Annotated in this window: 18 protein-coding genes and 1 pseudogene; 1 reads left to right on the forward strand and 18 read right to left on the reverse strand. The window is 71.2% G+C overall.

Annotated features, from left to right (window positions below):
• Window positions 1–603, forward strand: a pseudogene (locus tag ACZ4U1_RS23650) (DDE-type integrase/transposase/recombinase); the annotation flags it as partial.
• Between the two features lie 10 nt (window positions 604–613).
• Here the strand turns inward: ACZ4U1_RS23650 and ACZ4U1_RS23655 are convergent.
• The 18 genes from ACZ4U1_RS23655 to ACZ4U1_RS23740 form a co-directional block, all read right to left on the reverse strand.
• Complete coding sequence (locus ACZ4U1_RS23655; RefSeq protein ID WP_467905733.1) at window positions 614–1999, reverse strand: aspartate aminotransferase family protein; 1386 nt, start codon at window positions 1997–1999, stop codon at window positions 614–616.
• Entirely contained in the window at window positions 1996–3894 is a 1899-nt protein-coding gene (gene dxs, locus ACZ4U1_RS23660; RefSeq protein WP_467905734.1) for a 1-deoxy-D-xylulose-5-phosphate synthase, read from the reverse strand. Before dxs ends, ACZ4U1_RS23655 begins: the two co-directional genes overlap by 4 nt.
• Window positions 3895–3931: 37 nt before the next feature.
• Window positions 3932–5059: a flavodoxin-dependent (E)-4-hydroxy-3-methylbut-2-enyl-diphosphate synthase gene (ispG, locus tag ACZ4U1_RS23665; protein ID WP_467905736.1), complete on the reverse strand. Its 1128-nt coding sequence runs from the start codon at window positions 5057–5059 to the stop codon at window positions 3932–3934.
• Window positions 5060–5063: 4 nt separating this feature from the next.
• Window positions 5064–6086 carry an adenosyl-hopene transferase HpnH gene (gene hpnH, locus ACZ4U1_RS23670; protein WP_467905737.1) on the reverse strand — a complete coding sequence of 341 codons (1023 nt, stop codon included), beginning with the start codon at window positions 6084–6086 and terminating at the stop codon, window positions 5064–5066.
• A 5-nt stretch (window positions 6087–6091) separates the two neighbouring features.
• Window positions 6092–6733, reverse strand: a complete 642-nt coding sequence (locus tag ACZ4U1_RS23675) for a phosphorylase family protein (protein ID WP_467905738.1) — start codon at window positions 6731–6733, stop codon at window positions 6092–6094.
• Window positions 6730–8760, reverse strand: coding sequence for a squalene--hopene cyclase (shc, locus tag ACZ4U1_RS23680; protein ID WP_467905739.1), 2031 nt, complete (start codon window positions 8758–8760; stop codon window positions 6730–6732). Before shc ends, ACZ4U1_RS23675 begins: the two co-directional genes overlap by 4 nt.
• A gap of 116 nt (window positions 8761–8876) precedes the next feature.
• Window positions 8877–10010, reverse strand: coding sequence for a polyprenyl synthetase family protein (locus ACZ4U1_RS23685; protein ID WP_467905741.1), 1134 nt, complete (start codon window positions 10008–10010; stop codon window positions 8877–8879).
• Window positions 10010–11437 (reverse strand): hydroxysqualene dehydroxylase HpnE, encoded by a 1428-nt coding sequence (gene hpnE, locus ACZ4U1_RS23690; protein WP_467905742.1) that lies wholly within the window; start codon window positions 11435–11437, stop codon window positions 10010–10012. Before hpnE ends, ACZ4U1_RS23685 begins: the two co-directional genes overlap by 1 nt.
• Entirely contained in the window at window positions 11434–11562 is a 129-nt protein-coding gene (locus tag ACZ4U1_RS23695; RefSeq protein WP_467905743.1) for a DUF6380 family protein, read from the reverse strand. The genes hpnE and ACZ4U1_RS23695 overlap by 4 nt, the downstream gene beginning before the upstream one ends.
• Window positions 11562–12524, reverse strand: coding sequence for a presqualene diphosphate synthase HpnD (gene hpnD, locus ACZ4U1_RS23700; RefSeq protein ID WP_467905744.1), 963 nt, complete (start codon window positions 12522–12524; stop codon window positions 11562–11564). Before hpnD ends, ACZ4U1_RS23695 begins: the two co-directional genes overlap by 1 nt.
• Complete coding sequence (gene hpnC / locus ACZ4U1_RS23705) at window positions 12521–13417, reverse strand: squalene synthase HpnC (protein ID WP_467905746.1); 897 nt, start codon at window positions 13415–13417, stop codon at window positions 12521–12523. Before hpnC ends, hpnD begins: the two co-directional genes overlap by 4 nt.
• A gap of 361 nt (window positions 13418–13778) precedes the next feature.
• Entirely contained in the window at window positions 13779–14567 is a 789-nt protein-coding gene (locus ACZ4U1_RS23710; protein ID WP_467905747.1) for an ABC transporter ATP-binding protein, read from the reverse strand.
• Window positions 14560–15489, reverse strand: coding sequence for an ABC transporter permease (locus ACZ4U1_RS23715; RefSeq protein WP_467905748.1), 930 nt, complete (start codon window positions 15487–15489; stop codon window positions 14560–14562). Before ACZ4U1_RS23715 ends, ACZ4U1_RS23710 begins: the two co-directional genes overlap by 8 nt.
• 89 nt (window positions 15490–15578) lie before the next feature.
• Window positions 15579–16451 (reverse strand): glycosyltransferase family 2 protein, encoded by an 873-nt coding sequence (locus ACZ4U1_RS23720; protein ID WP_467906205.1) that lies wholly within the window; start codon window positions 16449–16451, stop codon window positions 15579–15581.
• A gap of 8 nt (window positions 16452–16459) precedes the next feature.
• Complete coding sequence (locus tag ACZ4U1_RS23725; protein WP_467905750.1) at window positions 16460–17239, reverse strand: CDP-alcohol phosphatidyltransferase family protein; 780 nt, start codon at window positions 17237–17239, stop codon at window positions 16460–16462.
• A complete protein-coding gene (locus tag ACZ4U1_RS23730) occupies window positions 17217–18278 on the reverse strand; it encodes an iron-containing alcohol dehydrogenase family protein (protein WP_467905752.1) in 1062 nt (353 codons plus the stop codon). The genes ACZ4U1_RS23725 and ACZ4U1_RS23730 overlap by 23 nt, the downstream gene beginning before the upstream one ends.
• Window positions 18266–19018 carry a phosphocholine cytidylyltransferase family protein gene (locus ACZ4U1_RS23735; RefSeq protein ID WP_467905753.1) on the reverse strand — a complete coding sequence of 251 codons (753 nt, stop codon included), beginning with the start codon at window positions 19016–19018 and terminating at the stop codon, window positions 18266–18268. Before ACZ4U1_RS23735 ends, ACZ4U1_RS23730 begins: the two co-directional genes overlap by 13 nt.
• Window positions 19015–20832, reverse strand: coding sequence for a DUF5941 domain-containing protein (locus ACZ4U1_RS23740; RefSeq protein WP_467905755.1), 1818 nt, complete (start codon window positions 20830–20832; stop codon window positions 19015–19017). The genes ACZ4U1_RS23735 and ACZ4U1_RS23740 overlap by 4 nt, the downstream gene beginning before the upstream one ends.
• Window positions 20833–20914 lie beyond the last annotated feature (82 nt).

The raw sequence follows: 20914 nt of genomic DNA on the forward strand, positions 1-20914 counted from the left end.
AGCCGGTCCGCCGCTACGAACGGGCCCGGCCGGGCGAGCTGGTCCACGTCGACATCAAGAAACTCGGCAACATCCCCGACGGCGGCGGCTGGCGCGTGGTGGGCCGGCCGGCCGGAGACCGTAACCGCCAGACCACCACCCAACAGCGCAAAAGCAGCACACCGGTGATCGGCTACAGCTACATCCACTCCGCCGTCGACGACCACTCCCGCCTGGCCTACAGCGAAGTCCTCACCGATGAACGCAAGGAGACCGCCGCCGGCTTCTGGACTCGGGCAAACGCCTTCTTCGCCGCCCACGGCATGACCGTCGAGCGGGTCCTGACCGACAACGGCTCCTGCTACAAGTCCAAGCTGTTCACCCAGACGCTGGCCGCGGCCGGCATCGCCCACAAGAAGATCCGGCCCTACCGGCCGCAGACCAACGGCAAGGTCGAGCGCTTCAACCGCACCCTGCTGGACGAATGGGCCTACCAACGGCCCTACCTCTCGAACGACGAGCGGACAGCAGCCCTGACAGACTTCCTCCACACCTACAACCACCGCACTCGGCGGACGCCCGCCCATCAGCCGCGTGAACAACGCTGCGGGTCAATACACCTAGGGACCCGTCCTCAGCGGTTCGCCACCGCCTGCTTGATCAGGGTCTTGCCGAAGTCCCACATCAGGCCGCCGCCGCTGTGCGCGTCGTCCATCACCTGGGTGAAGGCGTCCACGAACCGGTTCACGTCGGCCTCGTCGACGATCAGCGGCGGAATCAGCTTGATCACTTCCAGGTGGTCGCCGGAGACCTGAGTGAGGATCCGGTGCTTCTGCAGCAGCGGTACGACGACCATCTGGGCGAACAGGCCCTTGCGGGCCGCCTGGAGCATGGTCCAGCGACCGCGCAGCTTCAGTGAGGACGGCTTGCCGAACTCGATGCCGATCATCAGGCCCCGGCCGCGGACGTCGGCGAGCAGTTCGTATGTGTCGATCAGCGCGGTGAGCCGGGACTTCAGCAGCTCACCCGTGCGGCGCACGCCGGCGACGATCTGCTCGTTCTCCATGACCGACAGCACGGCGAGACCGCACGCCATCGCCTGGGCGTTGGACCCGAAGCTCGCCGAGTGCACCAGCACGCGGTCCATGGACGAGTAGACCTTCTTGAAGATCCACTCCTTGCCGAGGGTGGCGCCGACCGGCACATAGCCGCCGGAGAGCGCCTTGGCCACGCACACCAGGTCCGGTTCGACGCCGTCCTCGTGCTGGTAGGCGTAGAAGTCGCCGGTGCGGCCGAGGCCGGTCTGCACCTCGTCGGCGATGAGCAGCGCCTTGTGCTTGTGCAGCAGTTCCTGCGCGGCCCGCAGATAGCCGGGCGGCGCCTCGAGCACGCCCTTGCCCTGGATCGGCTCCACGATCAGCGCCGCCACGTCCCCCTTCATCAACTCCCGGGCCAGCACGTCGAGATCGCCGAGCGGTACGGCGGTGTCGGGCAGCAGCGGGGCGAAGCCGTCCCGGAAGCCGCGCTCGCCGTTGACCGAGAGGGAGCCGGTGGTCAGGCCGTGGAAGGCGTGGTCGCAGTAGAGGACGCGCGGCTTGCCGGTGGCGTACCGGGCGAACTTCAGGGCCGTCTCCACCGCTTCGGTGCCGCTGTTGCCGAAGAACACCCGGTCCAGGTGAGGGCTGTGGGCGAGGAGCCGCTCGGCGAGCAGGCCGGGCAGCGGCTGGCAGTCGAAGCGGGTGAGGTCGGCGAGGTCCAGGTCCAGGACGTCGTGCAGCGCCTTCCGGACGACCGGGTGATGACGGCCCAGGCCCATCACCCCGAACCCGGCGAGCATGTCCAGGTAGTCGTTGCCGTCGGCGTCGTAGAAGTGCGCTCCCTCGGCCCGCTCGTAGACCTTGTCGAAGCCGATGGTGTGCAGCATGCGCGGGAGCTGCGGGTTGAGGTGCTTGGCGTGCAGCTCGTAGCGTTCGGCTCCGCGCTCGGCGAGCAGGGCGCCGAGGTCGAACTCGGTGGTCATTCACTCTCCTTGGCTGTGCCGTCCACGTCCTTGACGGCCAGGCTCGCGCTGATCCGTCCGGCGATCTCGACGGGCGTGAGGCCGATGTCGGCCAGCACCTCGCTGCGCTTGGCGTGCGGGAGGAACTGCTCGGGGATGCCGAAGCGCCGTACCGGCACGTCCACGTCGGCGTCGCCGAGGGCCAGCGCCACGGCCGAACCGACGCCCGCCGCCCGGCTGTTGTCCTCGACCACGGCCACCAGCCGGTGTCCGGCCGCGAGACCGGGCAGCTCGGGGTCGACGGGCTTGACCCAGCGCGGGTCCACCACCGTGCAGCCGATCCCGCGGGCCTGAAGCAGCTCCGCGGCCTGGAGGCACACCGAGGCCATCACGCCGACGGCCACCAGCAGCACCTCGGGGCGTTCCGCGCGGTGCAGGACGTCCATGCCGCCCACCCGGTCGACGGCCGGGATACGCGGGCCGACGGTCTCCTTCGGGAAGCGGACCAGGGTGGGCGCGTCGTCCACGGCGACGGCCTCGCGCAGCTGGGCGCGCAGCTGGTCGGCGTCGCGCGGCGCGGCGATCCTGAGGCCGGGGACGACCTGGAGGACGGACATGTCCCACATGCCGTTGTGGGAGGCGCCGTCGGTGCCGGTGACTCCGGCCCGGTCCAGGACGAAGGTCACCCCGCAGCGGTGCAGGGCGACGTCCATCAGCAGCTGGTCGAAGGCCCGGTTGAGGAAGGTCGCGTAGACGGCGACGACCGGGTGCAGCCCGCCGGTGGCGAGACCGGCCGCGGAGACGGCCGCGTGCTGCTCGGCGATGCCCACGTCCCACACCCGGTCCGGGAAGCGCTCGGCGAACTTGCCCAGACCGACCGGGTGCAGCATGGCCGCCGTGATCGCCACGACGTCCTCGCGTTCCTCGCCGATCCGCACGATCTCCTCGCCGAACACCGAGGTCCAGGAGGGCCCGCTGGGCGGGGCGAGCGGCTCGCAGGTGAGCGGGTCCATCACGCCGACGGTGTGGAAGTGGTCCTCCTCGTGCGCGAGCGCGGGCTCGTAGCCGCGGCCCTTCTCGGTGAGGCAGTGGACCAGGACGGGGCCGTGGAAGCGTTTCGCGCGGCGCAGCGCGGACTCGACGGCCTTGATGTCGTGGCCGTCGATCGGGCCGAGGTACTTCAGGCCCAGGTCCTCGAACATGCCCTGCGGGGCGAAGGCGTCCTTGAAGCCCTTCTTCGCGCCGTGCAGGGACTCGTAGAGCGTGCTGCCGACGACCGGGGTGCGCTGGAGCACCTCCTTGCCCCAGGCGAGGACCTTCTCGTAGCCGTCGGTGGTGCGCAGCGTGGATAGGTGGTTGGCGAGGCCGCCGATCGTGGGGGCGTAGGAGCGCTCGTTGTCGTTGACGACGATGATCAGCGGCCGGTCCCTCGCCGCGGCGATGTTGTTGAGCGCCTCCCAGGCCATGCCGCCGGTCAGCGCCCCGTCGCCGATGACCGCGACCACATGGCCCTTCTTCCCCTGCACCTGGTGGGCCTTGGCGAGGCCGTCGGCCCAGCCGAGCGCGGTGGAGGCGTGGCTGTTCTCGATGACGTCGTGCTCGGACTCCTCACGCGAGGGGTAGCCGGACAGTCCGCCCTTGCCGCGCAGCTTGGAGAAGTCCTGACGGCCGGTCAGCAGCTTGTGCACGTAGCTCTGGTGGCCGGTGTCCCACAGGATGCGGTCGACCGGTGACTCGAAGACCCGGTGGAGCGCGACGGTCAGTTCCACCACGCCCAGGTTGGGGCCGAGGTGACCGCCGGTCCTCGACACCGCGTGCACCAGGAACTCACGTATCTCCTCGGACAGTTCACCGAGTTCCGCCTCGGACAGCGCCTTCAGGTCGCGTGGTCCCCGGATGTTCTCCAGAATGGTCACGCTCGGGCCCCCTCTCGGTCCGTGCCTCTGCCTCAACTCAACTGTCTGCGGGGCTCGTCCGCTCGGCGATCTTCATGGCCTCCTCGATGAGGGTCTCCACGATCTTCGACTCGGGAACGGTCTTGACGACCTCGCCCTTGACGAAGATCTGCCCCTTGCCGTTGCCCGAGGCAACCCCGAGGTCGGCCTCCCGGGCCTCCCCCGGACCGTTGACCACGCACCCCATCACCGCGACCCTGAGCGGCACTTCCATGCCGTCCAGGCCCGCGGTGACCTCCTCGGCTAGCTTGTAGACGTCCACCTGGGCCCGGCCGCAGGACGGGCAGGAGACGATCTCCAGGCGCCGCTGCCGCAGCCCCAGGGACTGAAGGATCTGGATGCCGACCTTGACCTCCTCGGCGGGCGGCGCGCTCAGCGACACGCGGATGGTGTCCCCGATGCCGCGCGAGAGCAACGCCCCGAAGGCCACCGCCGACTTGATCGTCCCCTGGAACGCCGGGCCGGCCTCCGTGACCCCCAGGTGGAGGGGGTAGTCGCACTGCTCGGCGAGCTGGCGGTAGGCCTCGATCATCACGACCGGGTCGTTGTGCTTGACCGAGATCTTGATGTCCCGGAAGCCGTGCTCCTCGAAGAGGGAGGCCTCCCACAGGGCGCTCTCGACCAGCGCCTCGGGCGTCGCCTTGCCGTACTTCTGGAGCAGGCGGCGGTCGAGGGAGCCGGCGTTGACGCCGATCCGGATCGGGGTGCCGTGGTCCTTGGCGGCCCCCGCGATCTCCTTCACCTGGTCGTCGAACTTCTTGATGTTGCCGGGGTTCACGCGGACCGCGGCACAGCCGGCCTCGATGGCCGCGAACACGTACTTCGGCTGGAAGTGGATGTCCGCGATCACCGGGATCTGCGACTTGCGGGCGATGGTCGCGAGGGCGTCCGCGTCGTCCTGCGTGGGGCAGGCGACGCGGACGATCTGGCAGCCGGACGCGGTGAGTTCCGCGATCTGCTGCAGGGTGGCGCCGATGTCGGACGTACGGGTCGTCGTCATCGACTGCACCGACACCGGGGCCCCGCCCCCGACCGCCACCGGCCCGACGTGGATCTGCCGCGACTTCCGCCGCGGCGCGACCGGACGGGCCGGTACCTCGGGAACGCCCAAGGGGACGGCGGTCATCGCGTCACTCCCGGTTCCCGGAGACGGTCTCGCGCATCGCCCGCAGGGACTCCTTCAGGGAGCCCATGGTGGCGAGGACGGCGGTCGGCTCGTAGCCGCAGTGCGCCATGCAGTTGTCGCAGCGCGGGTCCTTGCCGCGGCCGTACTTGTCCCAGTCGGTCTCCTCGACCAGTTCACGGTACGTCGGCACGTACCCGTCGCTCATCAGGTAGCAGGGGCGCTGCCAGCCGAAGAGCGAGTAGTTCGGGATCGCCCACGCGGTGCACGGGAAGTCGACCTTGCCCTCCAGGAAGTCCAGGAAGAGCGGGGAGTGGTTCAGCCGCCACTTCTTGCGGTTGCCGCCCGCGAAGGCCTTCTTGAACAGCTCGCGGGTCTGCTCGACACCGAGGAAGTGGTCCTGGTCGGGCGCCTTCTCGTAGGCGTAGGCGGGCGAGATCATCATCTCGTCGACCTTGAGGTCGTCGTTGAGGAAGTTGAGCACCTCGATGATGGTCTGCGGGGTGTCGGTGTTGAAGAAGGTGGAGTTGGTGGTCACCCGGAAGCCGCGCCGCTTGGCCTCCTTGATGGCCTCCACCGCCTCGTCGAACACGCCCTCCTTCGCCACGGACTCGTCGTGCCGCTCACGCAGTCCGTCGATGTGCACGGCGAAGGCGAAATACGGCGAGGGCTTGAACTTGTCCATCTTCTTGCGCAGCAGCATCGCGTTGGTGCACAGGAAGACGTACTTCTTCCTGGCCACCAACTGCCGCACGATCTCGTCGATCTGAGGGTGCATCAGCGGCTCACCGCCGGCGATGGAGACCATCGGCGCACCGGACTCCAGCACCGCGCCCACCGCCTGGGCGACCGGCATGCGCTGCTTGAGCACCCCGGCCGGGTGCTGGATCTTGCCGCAGCCCTCGCACTTCAGATTGCAGGCGAACAGCGGTTCCAATTCCACGATGAGCGGGAACTTGTCCCGCTTGCGGAGCTTCTGTTCAGCCAGGTATGTAGCGACCTTGATGGACTGGCGCAACGGCATGGCCATCTGGCTCACCTCCGAGGGAGCAGCAAAGAACGGTGCCATTCGAAAAATGCGGGAAGGATGGAACGAAGAACGCGGAAGGCTGATATTCCACCGCGCACCGTGCCGATCCGGACGAGTTCGTGTTCGGGAGCGTCCACGACCACCCGGACGGCCGCGACCGGGCGGTCGCCCGAGCGGACGGCGGCCAGCAGGGTGGCCGCCGACTCCATGTCGACCGCGATCGCGCCGGTGGCGAGCAGATCGGACCGCTCGGGACCCCGGACCACGTGGTCGGAGCCGGTGAGCGGGCCGGTGTGGACCGTGCGTCCGGGTAGCAGCCGCACGAGTTCCTTGACCAGCAGTTCGGTGCCCACGCACGGGACGGTCCCGCGCGGGTCCCGGGTCTCCTCGGCGACGACCAGGTCGCCGGGGTGCATGCCGGGGGCGAGCCCGGCACAGAAGCCGGTGGCCAGCACGGCCGTGTCGGCCGCCGCCGGACCGGCCAGGTGCCGGGTGACGGAGCGTTCCGCCGCCTTCGGGCCCATGCCCGTGCGGACGACGGTGTACGGCCCGCCGGCACCGCCGCGGTCGCCGGTGCGCAGGGCGAGGTGCTCGATGCCGAGCGCGCAGGCGATCAGCAGCGGGGCCGGGGCGGGCTGGTTGCTCAAGCTCGGCTTCCCCCCGCCTCGGTGTGGGGTTTGCGGCTGAGCAGCTTGCGCTCGAACGGGTCCCCGTGCAGGTACCGGCCGAGCGCGGTGAGCGGGAACACCTGCCGGTACAGGTGGTAGTTGATGGAAAAGTCCCAGGGGAAGCCGGTGCCGGTGAAGTACGGCTCGTCCCAGGAGCCGTCCTCCCGCTGGGTCTCGGCCAGCCACTGGACGCCGCGCTCGACGGCCTTGGAGTCCTTCTCGCCCGCCGCGAGCAGCGCCATCAGCGCCCACGCGGTCTGCGAGGCGGTGGAGGCGCCACGGCCGCTCCACTCCTTGGCGTACTTGTAGGAGCGCAGGTCCTCGCCCCAGCCGCCGTCGTCGTTCTGGACGCTCTCCAGCCAGGCCACGGCCCGCCGGATCGCCGGGTGCGAACCGGGCAGTCCGGCCGCGGTGAGCGCGGGGACGACCGACCCGGTGCCGTAGATGTAGTTGACGCCCCAGCGGCCGAACCACGAGCCGTTCGGCTCCTGTTCGGCGAGCAGCCAGTCGATGCCGCGCCGGGTGCGCGGGTCGTGGGCGAGGCCCTCGGCGGCGAGCATCTCCACCACGTGCGCGGTGACGTCCGCGGACGGCGGGTCGATGACCTCGCCGAAGTCGCAGAACGGCAGCCGGTTGGGGAACGGGCTGGTGTTGTCGACGTCGAAGGCGCCCCAGGCGCCGTTCTTCGACTGCATGCCGAGGTTCCAGCGGACGGCTCGTCCGATCGCCTTGTCCACCCGCTCCGGGTCGTGGTGCCGGACCCGGCGCAGCGCGAGGGCGACCTCCGCGGTGTCGTCGATGTCCGGGTAGTTGTCGTTGTGGAACTCGAACGCCCAGCCGCCGGGCGGAAGTTCGGGTCGGCGTACGGACCAGTCGCCGGGCCGGACGATCTCCTCACCGAGCATCCAGTCGGCCGCCTTGACCAGTTGCGGATGGTCCACCGGCAGGCCGGCGTCCACGAGGGCGATGGTGGCCAGGCAGGTGTCCCACACCGGGGACTGGCAGGCCTCGATCATCCGGGCGCCGTCCTCGCGCCAGACGGCGAAACGGTCCAGCGAGGCGAGGCCCTCGCGCAGCACCGGGTGCTGAAGGTCGTAGCCGAGCAGGTACAGGGCGATGACGGAGTACACGGCCGGGGGCTGGATGCCGCCCCAGCAGCCGTCGTTCTCCTGCCGTTCGATGATCCAGCGGGCGGCCGAGTTCATCGCGGCCTTGCGGAGCCTGCGCACCGCGACCTTGCGGTAGCCGCGGACCACCTTGTCGAGCCGCTGGAAGAGCCCGTCCCAGCTCGCCATCGGGGCGGGCGGCTGCGGCGGGTTGGGGTCGGCCGGGTCGGTGTGCAGCTCGTCCAGCGCGAAGGGGGCCGGACGCACCGGGCGCTTGGCGGAGACGATGGTGAGCGGCACGATGGTCTGCCGTGCCCAGCACCCGAAGTTGTAGATGTTGAGCGGGAACCAGGTGGGGAAGTAGATCAGCTCCGGGGGGAGTTCGGGCAGGTCCTCCCATTTCCACCAGCCGAACAGGGCGAGCCAGATCCGGGTGAAGACCCGGGCGGCGGCGATGCCGCCGCGCTCGCGGATCCAGGCGGAGGCCTTCGCCATGTGGGGGGCGTCGGGCGCGTCGCCGGCCAGGCGCAGGGCGACGTACGCCTCGATGGTGGTGGACAGTTCGCCGGGCCCGCCGTAGAAGGTGGCCCAGGTGCCGTCCTCGCGCTGCTCGCCGCGGATGAACTTCGCGGCGGCCTGGGCCGTCTTGTCGTCCAGAATGCCCAGGAACTGACGGAGCAGCAGATCTTCGGCGTCCATGGTGACGTTGGTCTCCAGGTCGCCCTTCCACCAGCCCTGGGTGTCCTGCTTGGCGAGCAGGAAGTCGGTGGCGCGCCGTGCGGCGTGTGCGGCGGCTTCTTGTACCCCGGCCGCCCCGGGGGTGGTGAGGGTGGTGTCGCTGGCCGCGGCAGCGCGGGACGGCAAGGTCGCCCCGGTGCTTCCGTCGGTCGTCGCTGTCATGGCTTCCCCTTCGTGCAGTCGTGCGAGTCGTGCTGCTGTGGGTCCGCCGTCGGCCGGTGTCCTGAACCCTTCGACACCGGCCGGCGACTACGCGAGGCTTATCCAGCCAATAGTGATCATCTCTTTCGTACGACGACGAAGTCGGCGAGCGCCGTGAAGGAGTCCCGCACCCGGTCGGGCATGTCGACGGCGTCGAGGGCTTCGATGGCGATGGTGTGCTGGCGGCGCGCTTCCGCGGCCGTCCACTCGCGGCCGCCGGCCTCCTCGATGAGAGCGGCGCGGGCCGCGAACTCCGCCTCGGAGAAGTTCTCGAAGTCGCTGCTCTTGGCGTCGGCGGCGAGGATCTCGCCGAGCCGCTCGGAGGCGGGGCCGCCGGCCGCGAGCGCGGCCACCACCGGCAGGGACTTCTTGCGCTGGCGCAGGTCGCTCCAGGTCTGCTTGCCGGTGGCCTCCGGGTCGCCCCAGATGCCGAGCAGGTCGTCCACGGCCTGGAAGGCGAGGCCGAGGTGGTAGCCGTACCGTTCCAGCGCGTCGGCGGTGGCGTCGTCCGCGCCGCCGAGGACGGCGCCGATGGAGGAGGCGCAGGCGAGCAGGGCGCCGGTCTTGTTGCCCTCCATCTCCAGGCACTCCTCGACGCTGACCCGGTCGCGGTGCTCGTAGGAGATGTCCTGGGCCTGGCCGTCGATCAGGGCGCGGGTGGCCGTGGTCAGGCGGCGGGTGGCGCGGCCGGCCTCGACCGTGCCTAGTTCCAGCAGCACCTCGTTGGCGAGGGCGAAAAGGGCGTCGCCGACCAGGATGGCCTGGGCGGGGCCGTGCACCTTCCAGACGGTGTCGCGGTGCCGGCGCTGCTCGTCGCCGTCCATCAGGTCGTCGTGCAGCAGCGAGAAGTTGTGCACGAGTTCGACGGCGACCGCGCCCGGGACGCCCGCCTCGGGTGCGGCGCCGGTGACCTCGGCGGAGAGCACGGCGAGCGCGGGACGGACGGCCTTGCCGCCGTCGCCGTCGGCGGGGTTGCCGGCGGCGTCGATCCAGCCGAAGTGGTAGGCGGCGACGGTGTCCATGGGAGGCGCCAGGCGGTCGACGGCCGCGCGCAGCACCGGTGTGGCCAGGGTCCGTCCGCGCTCCAGCAGCGCGGTCACGTCCACCGCGGCCCGTGGAGCGGGCGTCGAGGCCGGGGGCACAGTGGGCACAGTCTCTCCTCTTGTTGCGGTACCGGGGGTGCGGGGGCGTGCCGCCTGCCGATCGGGCATCAGGCCGCCTCCTCGAACTCGAAGAGGTGGCGGGGGCGGGGCCGGCCCAGGGCGCTGAGGGCGGCGTCGGCCGCGCTCACTCCACTGCGGACCGCACTCTCCATGGTCGCGGGCCACCCGGTGGCGGTCCACGCTCCGGCCAGGTACAGGCCGGGGGCTTTGGTGCGGGCGCCGGGCCGCAGCCGCCCGACGCCGGGGGCGGGGGCGAACGTCGCCGTGCGCTCCCGGGTCACGAAGAAGTCCAGCACCTCGGCCGCGCGCGTACCCGGGATCAGTCGTTCCAGCTCGGGCAGGTAGCGCGCGCGGAGGTCGGCGACCGGGGTGTCGATCTCGTCCCGCGCGGCCGACTGGGACAGCGCCAGATACTGTCCCGTGCGCAGCCCGGAGGCGTGGGTGCGGTCGAACACCCACTGCACGGGGGTGCCGAGGGCGGCGAAGAAGGGCCGCGCGAGCACCTTGCGGTCGTAGACGACGTGGACGTTGAGGATGGGCGCGGTGCCGATCTCCAGCAGCCGGCCGGGCGCGTCGAGGGCGCCGGGCGGCAGCAGCTCGTGGGCCTCGCGCTGGGGCACGGCGAGGACGACCGCGTCGGTTTCGAGGCGCTCGCCGGGAACCTGAACGCTCCACGTCCCGTTCTCGTTGGTAGAGACGGAGGTGACGCGTGTACGGACCTCGGTACGGACGCCCGCGGAGTCGAGCGCCTTGCGGGCCAGCCGGTCGTGCAGTTCGCCCAGCGGGACGCGGGCCCAGCCGATGTCGGCCGCGCCCGGGTCGGACAGCAGACCGGTCTTGAACACCATCGCGGCGAGCCCCAGCGAGGCGTCGCCCGCGACCGCGTTGAGGGTGGCGACCCCGACCAGGTCCCACAGGGCCTCGACAGCGCGCGCCGACTGGCCGTGCGCGGCCAGCCAGCTGCCGAAGTCCTGCGTGTCCAGGGCCGGATCGGCGAGGTCGAGCCCCTTCAGCGCGAGCGCGGCACGCCCGACGGCCGCGCGCTCGGCGAGCGAGAGGTGCGGATAGGCGGCCAGGCTGCGCCCCAGGTGGAGGGGGACGGGCAGCGGGTCGCGCCGCAGCCTGCCGAGCCGCCGCCCCTCGGGCTTGGCGACGTCGACGACGGGTACGTCCAGGCGGTCCTGCAGCGGTGCCAGCGCCGCGCCCTCGATCCGGTCGAGGAACCAGCGGTAGGCGGTACAGCAGCGCAGGTAGACGTGCTGGCCGTTGTCGACGGTCAGTTCGCCGCGCTGGAAGGAGAAGGCGAGGCCGCCCAGCCTGGGCCTGCCTTCGAGCAGGGTGACCCGGACGCCGGCGTCGGCGAGGGCGAGTGCCGCGGTGATCCCGGCGAGGCCGCCGCCGATCACGACCGCGCTACGGCCGGCCGTGCGCGGGGTACCGGACCGGGGCGGTGCGGGGGGTGAGCCTTCGCTCATCGTGCGTCCTTCCCTGCGTGCCGAGCATGCTGGTTGAACGGTGCACGCCCGGCCTTCGCCGTCAGGGACGCCACGCCGCAGTGGAGGGTTGCCTCGCGCACGCAGTCCGGTTCCGTGGGGTCCATCAGGCGCGCCTCCGGACGGAGCGTCGGGAGACGTGGCGGGTGACATGCCGGGTGTCGAGGCCGGACAGGCCGCGCACGGCGACGTAGGCCTTCTCGTGGCCGGGCAGCGAGACACGGCCGCGCAGCACGGCCTCCGGGTCGCGTTCGATGCGGTCCAGCAGCCGGCGGTAGATGCCGGCCATCGCGGCGACACAGGCACCGCTGCGCCGGTCGAGCATGGGCAGCAGCCGGTAGCCCTCGGCGAACAGGGCCCGGGCGCGCCGTACTTCGAAGTGGACGAGGCCGGCGAAGTCGGAGCCCTCCGGCGGGGTCGGCCCGTTGAAGCCGGTCGAGCAGCCGAACTTGGCGAGGTCGTCGGCGGGCAGATAGGTACGGCCGCCGGCCGCGTCCTCGCGGACGTCGCGGAGGATGTTGGTGAGCTGCAGGGCGAGGCCCAGCGTGTCGGCGTACTCGGCGGCGCGCTCGGCGCCACGGGCTCCCGGTTCGGTGCCGAACACGCCGAGCGAGAGGCGGCCGATGGCACCGGCGACACACCGGCAGTACGCCTTGAGGTCGTCCCAGGTCTCGTAGGTCTCGCCGCGCACGTCCATCTGGACGCCGTCGATCAGCTCGTCCAGGCCGCCGAGCGGGATCGGGAAGGCGTCCGCGGCATGGCTGAGGGCGACGGCCACCGGGTCGGTGTCGTCCTCCTCGACCTCGCCGTCCCGGATCCGGGCGAGCAGCGCCCGGGTGTCCTCCAGCCGCGCCAGCTTGACCTCACCGGCCAGGTCGCCGTCGCCGATGTCGTCCACGCGCCGGGAGAACGCGTACAGCGCCGACATGGCGCGGCGCTTGGCCGTCGGCAGCAGCCGGATGCCGTACGCGAAGTTACGGGCCTGCTGCCCGGTGACGGCCTCGCAGTAGCTGTAGGCGGCGAGTACCGGCGCGGACACGTGCGGCGCAGACTCCACGGTCCGGATCACCTCTCTCCTCGCAGGATCACGCCCGCCTCACGCAGCAACTGGACCTTGCCGGGTCTGGGCGGGCCGGGAAGTACGTCGTATTCGGCGGCGGCGATCGCCCGGATCGCCGCCCTTCCCCCCGCCACGAACCCCGCGAGCAGCAGTTTCAGCCTGCCGTGGACGCTACCCACCAGGGGGGCGCCTTCATTCAGCAGACCGCGGGCGCGTTGTGCTTCGTATGCAACCAGGGCGCGCACCGATGCGCCCGCGGTTTTCGCGGCGAGGTCCGCCTCCTGGACGTGGAAGCGCTTCATGTCCTCGGCGGGGAGGTAGATCCGGTCGCGGCCGAGGTCCTCGGCGACGTCCTGGAGGTGCTCCACGATCTGCAGCGCCGTGCAGATCGCGTCGGAGAGCCGGATCCGCTCGGGGGTGGAGGTGCCGGTGACGGCGAGCACGAGGCGGCCGACGGGGTTGGCGGACAGTTCGCAGTAGGCCAGGAGGTCGTCGTAGGTCTCGTACCGGGTGACGAGCTGGTCCTGGCGGTTGGCGGCGATCAGCCCGAGGAACGGCTCGGGGGTGAGGCCGCGGCGGCGGACGGTGGGCTGCAGGCGGCGCAGCAGCGGGTGGCGCGGGGTGCCGCCGAAGACGCGGCGCAGATCGGCCTCGAAGGCGTCGAGGAGGGCCAGCCGGTCCTCGGCCGCGGCGGGCGACACGCCGAGCAGCCGGGCGTCGGCGCCGCCGGGGGCGAGGTCGCCGTCGCCGATGTCGTCCACGAGGCGGGCGAAGCCGTAGACGGCCATGAGGTCGTCGCGCCAGGCCCGCGGCAGGAAGAAGGGGGCCACCGGGAAGTTCTCGCTCGCGGCCTTGTCCAGCGTGGCGCGTTCCAGGTCGGGCGCCGTGCCGGTGGCCGTCATCGGGCGCTGCCCGGGGCGGGGACGGCACATGCTGCGCTGAGCAGGGGAGTCTCCGTAGCCATTGCCGTCACATCTCCCGTTCTACACTGCCGACCGAATACACACTATTTCGGACACGCCGCCCCGCGCCGCGCGGGGGGCGCCCTGCCGCAGGGTGTCGCGCATTATCGCCCCACTTGCCGGTTTCCGGCACCGGTACAGCTTACGTTGTACAACGCTGCACCGACCGTCGGGGTGTCCTGCACATCACAACAACACACCGATTGGCTCCAAGATTCCTAATGCCAGGCCGAGTTGGCGTTTCCTTTGCAGACGCAGGGCCCCGCCGGACGCATTCCGACGGGGCCCTGGCCGAAACGGGTCACTTGCCCGTGAACTTCTCGTACTCCTTCAGGACCTCGTCGGTGGGTCCGTCCATGCGCAGTTCACCGCGTTCCAGCCACAGCACCCGGTTGCAGGTGTCGCGGATGGACTTGTTGTTGTGACTGACCAGGAAGACCGTTCCGGCTTCCTTGCGCAGTTCCCGGATGCGTTCCTCGGAGCGCTTCTGGAACTTGCGGTCACCGGTGGCCAGCGCCTCGTCGATCATGAGGACGTCGTGGTCCTTGGCGGCGGCGATGGAGAAGCGCAGGCGCGCCGCCATACCCGAGGAGTAGGTGCGCATCGGCAGGGTGATGAAGTCGCCCTTCTCGTTGATACCCGAGAAGTCCACGATGTCCTGGTAGCGCTCCTTGATCTGCTCCCGGGACATCCCCATGGCCAGACCGCCCAGGATGACGTTCCGCTCCCCCGTCAGGTCGTTCATCAGAGCCGCGTTCACGCCCAGCAGGGACGGCTGGCCGTCGGTGTAGACCTTGCCCTTCTCCGCGGGCAGCAGGCCGGCGATGGCGCGCAGCAGGGTGGACTTGCCGGAGCCGTTGGAGCCGATCAGGCCGATGGCCTCGCCGCGGTAGGCGACGAAGGACACGCCGCGCACGGCGTGCACCTTGCGCACCCCGCGCGCCGCGTCGTCGGAGCCGCGCTTGAGGATCCGGCTCAGGGCCGCCGTCGCGCTGCCCTTGCCGGTCTTGGCGCCGTTGACCCGGTAGACGATGTGCAGGTCGTCCGCGATGACCGTCGGACGGCGATCCTGGGTGTTCTGCTCAGCCACGGCCGTACCGCTCCTCCGCCTTCCAGAAGTACACGAAACCGCCCACGGCGAAGAGCACGGCCCAGCCGCCGGCCGCGGCCCAGACGTGGTCCGGCAGGTTCTTCGAACCGTAGCCGTCGATCAGGGCGAAGCGCATCAGGTCCATGTAGATCGCGGCCGGGTTCCACTGCAGGACCGTCGCGATCCACTGCGGCTTGTCCTCCAGCATGACCGGGATGGAGAACATCACACCGGACGCGTACATCCACGTACGCATCACGAACGGCATGAGCTGGGCCAGGTCCGGGGTCTTCGCGCCGGCACGGGCCATGATCAGCGCGAGCCCGGTGTTGAACAGGAACTGCAGCGCCAGCACCGGCACGATCAGCAGCCAGGACAGACTCGGGTAGCTGCCGAAGCCGATCGCCACGACGAACAGCACGATCATCGAGAACAGCAGCTGCTGGAGCTGCTGGAGCGAGAAGGAGATCGGCAGCGAGGCGCGCGGGAAGTGCAGGGCGCGCACCAGGCCGAGGTTGCCGGAGATCGCGCGGACGCCGGACATCACCGAACTCTGGGTGAAGGTGAACACGAAGACGCCGGTCACCAGGAACGGGATGTAGACGTCCCGGGACATGCCCCGGCTGGCGTGCAGGATCAGCCCGAAGATGAAGAAGTACACGGCCGCGTTCAGCAGCGGTGTGGCCACCTGCCAGAGCTGGCCCAGCTTGGCCTGGCTGTACTGCGCGGTCAGCTTCGCCTGGGAGAAGGCGACGATGAAGTGGCGGCGCCCCCAGAGCTGACGGACGTACTCCACGAGCGAGGGCCGGGCGCCGCTCACGGAGAGCCCGTACTTGGCGGCCAGCTCGGCCGCCGTCAGTCCCTCGTCGGGCGACGGGGCCGCGGTCACCGCGACCGTGCCGTCGTGCGTGGTCTCACTCACAGGTGGAAACTTTCGTCTTCGGGTTCGCGTTCGAGTTCGTCGTCCGGTGCGCCCGGGCGCGGGCGCACGGGCGCTCAGGGACGAGCTTGTCAGATGACCGGGGGACGGCCCAGTCGGGTGAGTCGCCACACGGTACGCCAGCGCATCGGGCGGCGGGGACCGCAGGGGGTGGTCCAGCCCTCCCGGAAGCCGCCGAACCAGGCCTTCAGGGCCGGCCGCGAGGGGCGGCGGAGCAGGGTGAGCAGCAGCCAGACCCCGAGGTAGACCGGGACCAGGAGGGCGGGGAGGTTGCGGCGGGCGAGCCAGACGCGGTTGCGGGCGACCATGCGGTGGTAGACGGCGTGCCGCGAGGGCGCGGTCGTCGGGTGGTACAGCACCATGTCGGACCGGTAGTCGATCATCCAGCCCGCGTCGAGGGCCCGCCAGGCCAGGTCGGTCTCCTCGTGCGCGTAGAAGAACTCGTCCGGGAGCCCGCCGACCTCGGCGAAGACGCGGGTGCGGACGGCGTTGGCGCCGCCGAGGAAGGTGGTGACCCGGGAGGAACGCATCGGGTCGGAGGCGCGCAGCCGGGGCACGTGCCGGCGCTGGGTCTCACCGGTGTCGGGGTCGGCGATGCGGAAGCTGATGATGCCCAGCTCGGGGTCGGCGGCGAAGGCCTGGCGGCACAGCTCGGCGGTGTCGTGCCGGGCGAGCAGGCCGTCGTCGTCGAGGAAGAGCAGTATGTCGACTTCGCGGCCGCCGGGCCCGAAGGCCTCTATGCCGACGTTGCGCCCGCCGGGGATGCCCAGGTTCTCGGGCAGCTCTATGGTGCGCACGCCGTCCGGCACGTCCGGGACGGGCGAGCCGTTGCCGACGACGACCACCTCGACCGGGTCGCCGTCCTGCTTGGCGACGGAGTCGAGCAGGGCCCGCAGCTCCTCGGGCCGGTTGCCCATGGTGATGATGACGGCGCCGACCTTCATGGGCGTGCTCACTTCAGCCTGCTGGAGGCGAGGATGGACACCAGGTGCAGCAGGGTCTGCAGCATCGCGATGCCGGCGAGGACGGCCGTGCCGAGGCGGGTGAAGAACAGGTCGCCGCGGGCCTGGTCCACGATCGCGAGGACCACGATGAGCAGCGAGGCCTCGATGCCGAGGATCAGCCGGTGGAACTTCAGCGCCGACGCGGCCCGCCGGGCCAGCGCCATGCCGGAGGAGCGCGGCTCGGAGGCGGCCTCCTGCACCGGGGGCTTGCCGGTCTGGTGCCGGGCGACGCCGACCAGGTCGGTCTCGGCCTTGATGAGGATGGCGCCGAGCGCGGCGAGCGTGCCGAGGAAGGCCCACAGCCAGTCGATGCGGCCGGTGCCCCACAGGTCGGCGGCGCGCAGGCCGAGGCCCACGAGGACGGCCGCGTCGGTCAGGTAGGCGCCGACGCGGTCCAGGTAGACCCCGCCGAGCGAGTACTGCTTCTTCCAGCGGGCGATCTCGCCGTCGACGCAGTCCAGCAGCAGGTACAGCTGGGTGGCGACCACGCCGAGCACGGCGCCCGCGATCCCCGGCACCAGCAGGGCCGGGGCCGCGAGCACACCGCAGACGGTCATCAGGTACGTGAGCTGGTTGGGCGTGACCCTGGTGTTCACCAGGTAGCGGTCGACGCGCAGGGACACCTCGCGCATGTAGAGGCGTCCCGCCCAGTGCTCACCGCTGCGCCGGTCCTTCACCCCCGCGGGGTGGACGACCGGACGGAGTTCAGCTACCGATGGCCTTGACATAGTCGGCGTAGATGTCCTTGATCTGGTTCGTCTTGAGGTCGAGGTGTTCGAGGATCGTGTAGCGGCCGGGCCGGGTCTCCGGGGCGAACTCCACCGCGCGGACGAACTCGTCCAGCGTGAAACCGATCTCGTCCGGGGTGACCGGGAGCCCGTGCCGGCGCAGCACCTCGGCCATGTACGCCGACTCCTCGTGGGCGCCGCGCAGGTACATCGCGAAGGCGGCGCCGAGGCCGCACTGCTCGCCGTGGGCCGCGGCGCGCTTGGGGTAGAGCAGGTCGAAGGCGTGGTTGATCTCGTGGCAGGCGCCGGAGGACGGGCGGGAGTCGCCCGACACGGACATCGCGATCCCGGTGAGGACCAGCGCCTCGGCCAGCACCTGGAGGAAGCCGTCGTCACCGACTCCGCCGGGGTGCCGGAGCACCGCCTCGCCGGCCTGGCGGGCCATGGCGGCGGCCAGGCCGTCGATCTTCTCGCCGTTGACCCGGCCCGCCAGCTCCCAGTCCGCGACGGCGGAGATGTTGGAGATGGCGTCGCCGATGCCGGAGCGGACGAACCGGACGGGTGCCTCGCGGATCACGTCGAGGTCGATGATGACCGCGATCGGGTTGGGCACGCCGTACGAGCCGCGGCCCGCGTCGTTGTCGAGGGTCGCGACCGGTGAGCACAGGCCGTCGTGGGCGAGGTTGGTGGCGACGGCGACCAGCGGCAGGCCGACCCGGGCCGCCGCGAACTTGGCGCAGTCGATGATCTTCCCGCCGCCGAGGCCGACGACCGCGTCGAAGTGGCCGGCCTTTATGTCGCTCGCCAGCCGCACCGCGTCGTCGATGGTGCCGCCGCCGACCTCGTACCAGGTGGCGCCGGGCAGGGTGGGCGCGATCCGCTCGCGCAGCCGGGCGCCGGAGCCGCCGCTGACGGCGATGGCGAGCTTGCCGGACTGCGAGACGCGCTCGTCGGCGAGGACCGAGGCCAGGTCGTCCAGGGCACCCGGGCGGATGTCCACGACGACCGGCGAGGGAATCAGCCGGGTCAGTACTGGCACGCGATCTCCCGTCCGCGGGCGAGATCGTCGTGGTTGTCGATCTCCACCCACTTGACGTCGCCGATCGGGGCCACGTCGATACGGAAGCCGCGGTTGACCAGCTCCTGGTAGCCGTGCTCGTAGAACTGCTGCGGGTCGGTCTCCCAGACCGTCTTCAGCGCGTCGGCCAGCTCGGGCGCGGCGTCGCCCTCGATCAGGGTGACGCCGATGTACTCGCCGGTCGCCTCGGCCGGGTCCATCAGCTTGGTGATCTTCGTCATGCCCTTCTCGGGGTCCACGACGACCTTCATCTCCTCGTCGGCCAGGTTCTTCACCGTGTCCAGCGCGAGGATGATCTTCTTGCCGTCGCCGCGGGCGGCGAGCAGGGTCTTCTCGACGGAGACCGGGTGCACGGTGTCGCCGTTGGCGAGGATCACACCGTCCTTGAGGGCGTCACGGCCGCACCACAGCGAGTAGGCGTTGTTCCACTCCTCGGCCTTGTCGTTGTCGATGAGGGTGAGCTTCAGGCCGTACTTCTGCTCCAGGGCCGCCTTGCGCTCGTACACGGCCTCCTTGCGGTAGCCGACGATGATCGCGACCTCGGTCAGCCCGATCTCGGCGAAGTTGCCGAGCGTCAGGTCCAGAACCGTCGGTTCGCCCTCTATGCCCGCGGGCCCCACCGGCACCAGCGCCTTGGGAAGGCTGTCGGTGTAGGGGCGCAGACGCCGTCCGGCGCCGGCCGCCAGCACGAGGCCGATCATGCGGGTTCTCCTTCGTCGTGTACGGCGGGCGCCCCAGCGGACACCCAGAAGCGGATGCTCTCCACGAGCACCAGCAGGGCGACGGCCACGGCGAGGACCGTGAGCGCGGCCTTGAACTGCGAAGCGGTGAGCACCGCGGCCAGGACGGTGACGAGCAGCGTCCGCCCCTCGTGCCCCCCGATGGCGAGCACCAGCCAGGCCGGAGGCGCTCCGGCGTTGCCGCGGATGCGGTACACCGTGTCGTAGTGATGGTAGGCGACGGCCGCCACCAGGCCGAAAGCCGCAGGAAGGGCCCCGTTCACGCCCGCTTTGCTCGCCAGGGCGAGCACGGTGCCGTACTCGGCGGCCCGGAAGAAGGGCGGGACCAGCCAGTCGAGGGCGCCCTTGAGGGGGCGGGCGGCGGTGAGGGCGAGCGCGGAGAAGGCGACGTAGAACACGGCGCCCAGGACGGGCAGCCGGCTGCCGTAGGGGGCGAAGCAGGCGGTGAGGAGCACCGCGGCGGTGCCCATCAGCGCCGAGACCACCGGGGTGCGCAGAGGAATCGCGACGCGGCTCAGCGCCTGGGCGAGCGGACCGTTGTCCGCCAGGTCGGCCAGGGCCCCGGCCGCGCGGTCGGTCCGCTGCGCCTTGCGGGTCAGGGAGCGCAGTACCCGGCCCGCCGTGGTGTAGGTCGCGGCGAAGGCACAGCCGGCGAGCAGGACGTAGAAGGTGATCCGGGGGGTGGTGGCCGCGGTGAGGACCGCGATCATCGCCCAGCGCTCGCCGATCGGCAGCACGATCATGCGGCGCACCCAGACCGTCCAGCCGACGCTGTCGAGCTTGTCGGAGAGGGCGGCGGTGGGGCTGGTGTTGGCGGTGGCGTCGTGGTTGGCCTCGTTGAAGGAGAAGTCGACCACGTGCCGGCAGGTCTGCAGGATCATCGCGCCGAGGGCGAGGGCCCACACGTCGTCGCCGCCGCGGGCCGCGCCGAGCGCGAGACCGGCGTAGTAGGCGTACTCCTTGGCCCGGTCGAAGGTGGCGTCGAGCCAGGCGCCGAGGGTGGAGTACTTCAGGGCGTAGCGGGCGAGCTGGCCGTCGGTGCAGTCCAGGACGAAGGAGGCGATCAGCAGCACACCGGCCGCGACGAACCCGCCGCGGGTGCCGGTGGCCGCGCAGCCGGCCGCGATCAGCGCGGTGAGCAGCGAGGCCGTGGTGACCTGGTTCGGGGTCAGGCCGCGGCGCGCGCACCAGCGGGCGATGTAGCGCGAGTAGGGGCTGATGAAGAACGTGGTGAAGAACCCGTCGCGGGACTTCACGGCCGACTTCAGGCGTACGGCCTCGTCGTCCACGGAGGCGACGGCCTGCCGGGCCTCGTTGCGGGCCTGCGGGTCGTCCGGCACCGTGGCGACCAGGCTGCCCAGCTCCGGCCGGTGCACCGCGCCGCCGTCGGCCTCCAGGGCGGTGGCGATGCGGTCGGCGAGGCTGTCCACGGCGAGCGCGGGGGCCCCGCCGGTCCCGGCGGTACCGCCGTCGGCGGAGGTCTCGCGGGCCACGGCCCGGGTGAGGGCCTGCCGGGCGGCGGGCTGGGCGGTGACGGCGCCGGGCACGGCGGCGAGCGGGAAGCGCGGGTCGGTCAGGCCGAGGCGCAGCGCGTGGAGGTGGCCGACGAAGCGGGCGTCGACCAGGGCCACGCGCCGGTCGGCCGGTACGGCGGCGAGCAGGGACTCCGTCTCGGCGGCGTCGGCGGCCACGCGCACATCGAAGCCGAGGGACCGCAGATCGTGCTCCAGTGACGATCCGGGGACCGGCTGACCGGTGACGATGGCCGTCGACAACCGAACTCACTCCCTGGGTGCCGGCGCGCGGGCGCCGGTCGTCTGCATGGTGGGGCGCCCCTGCCTGCGGCACCCGGGCGGC

Source organism: Streptomyces sp. NPDC028928, from assembly GCF_055564915.1.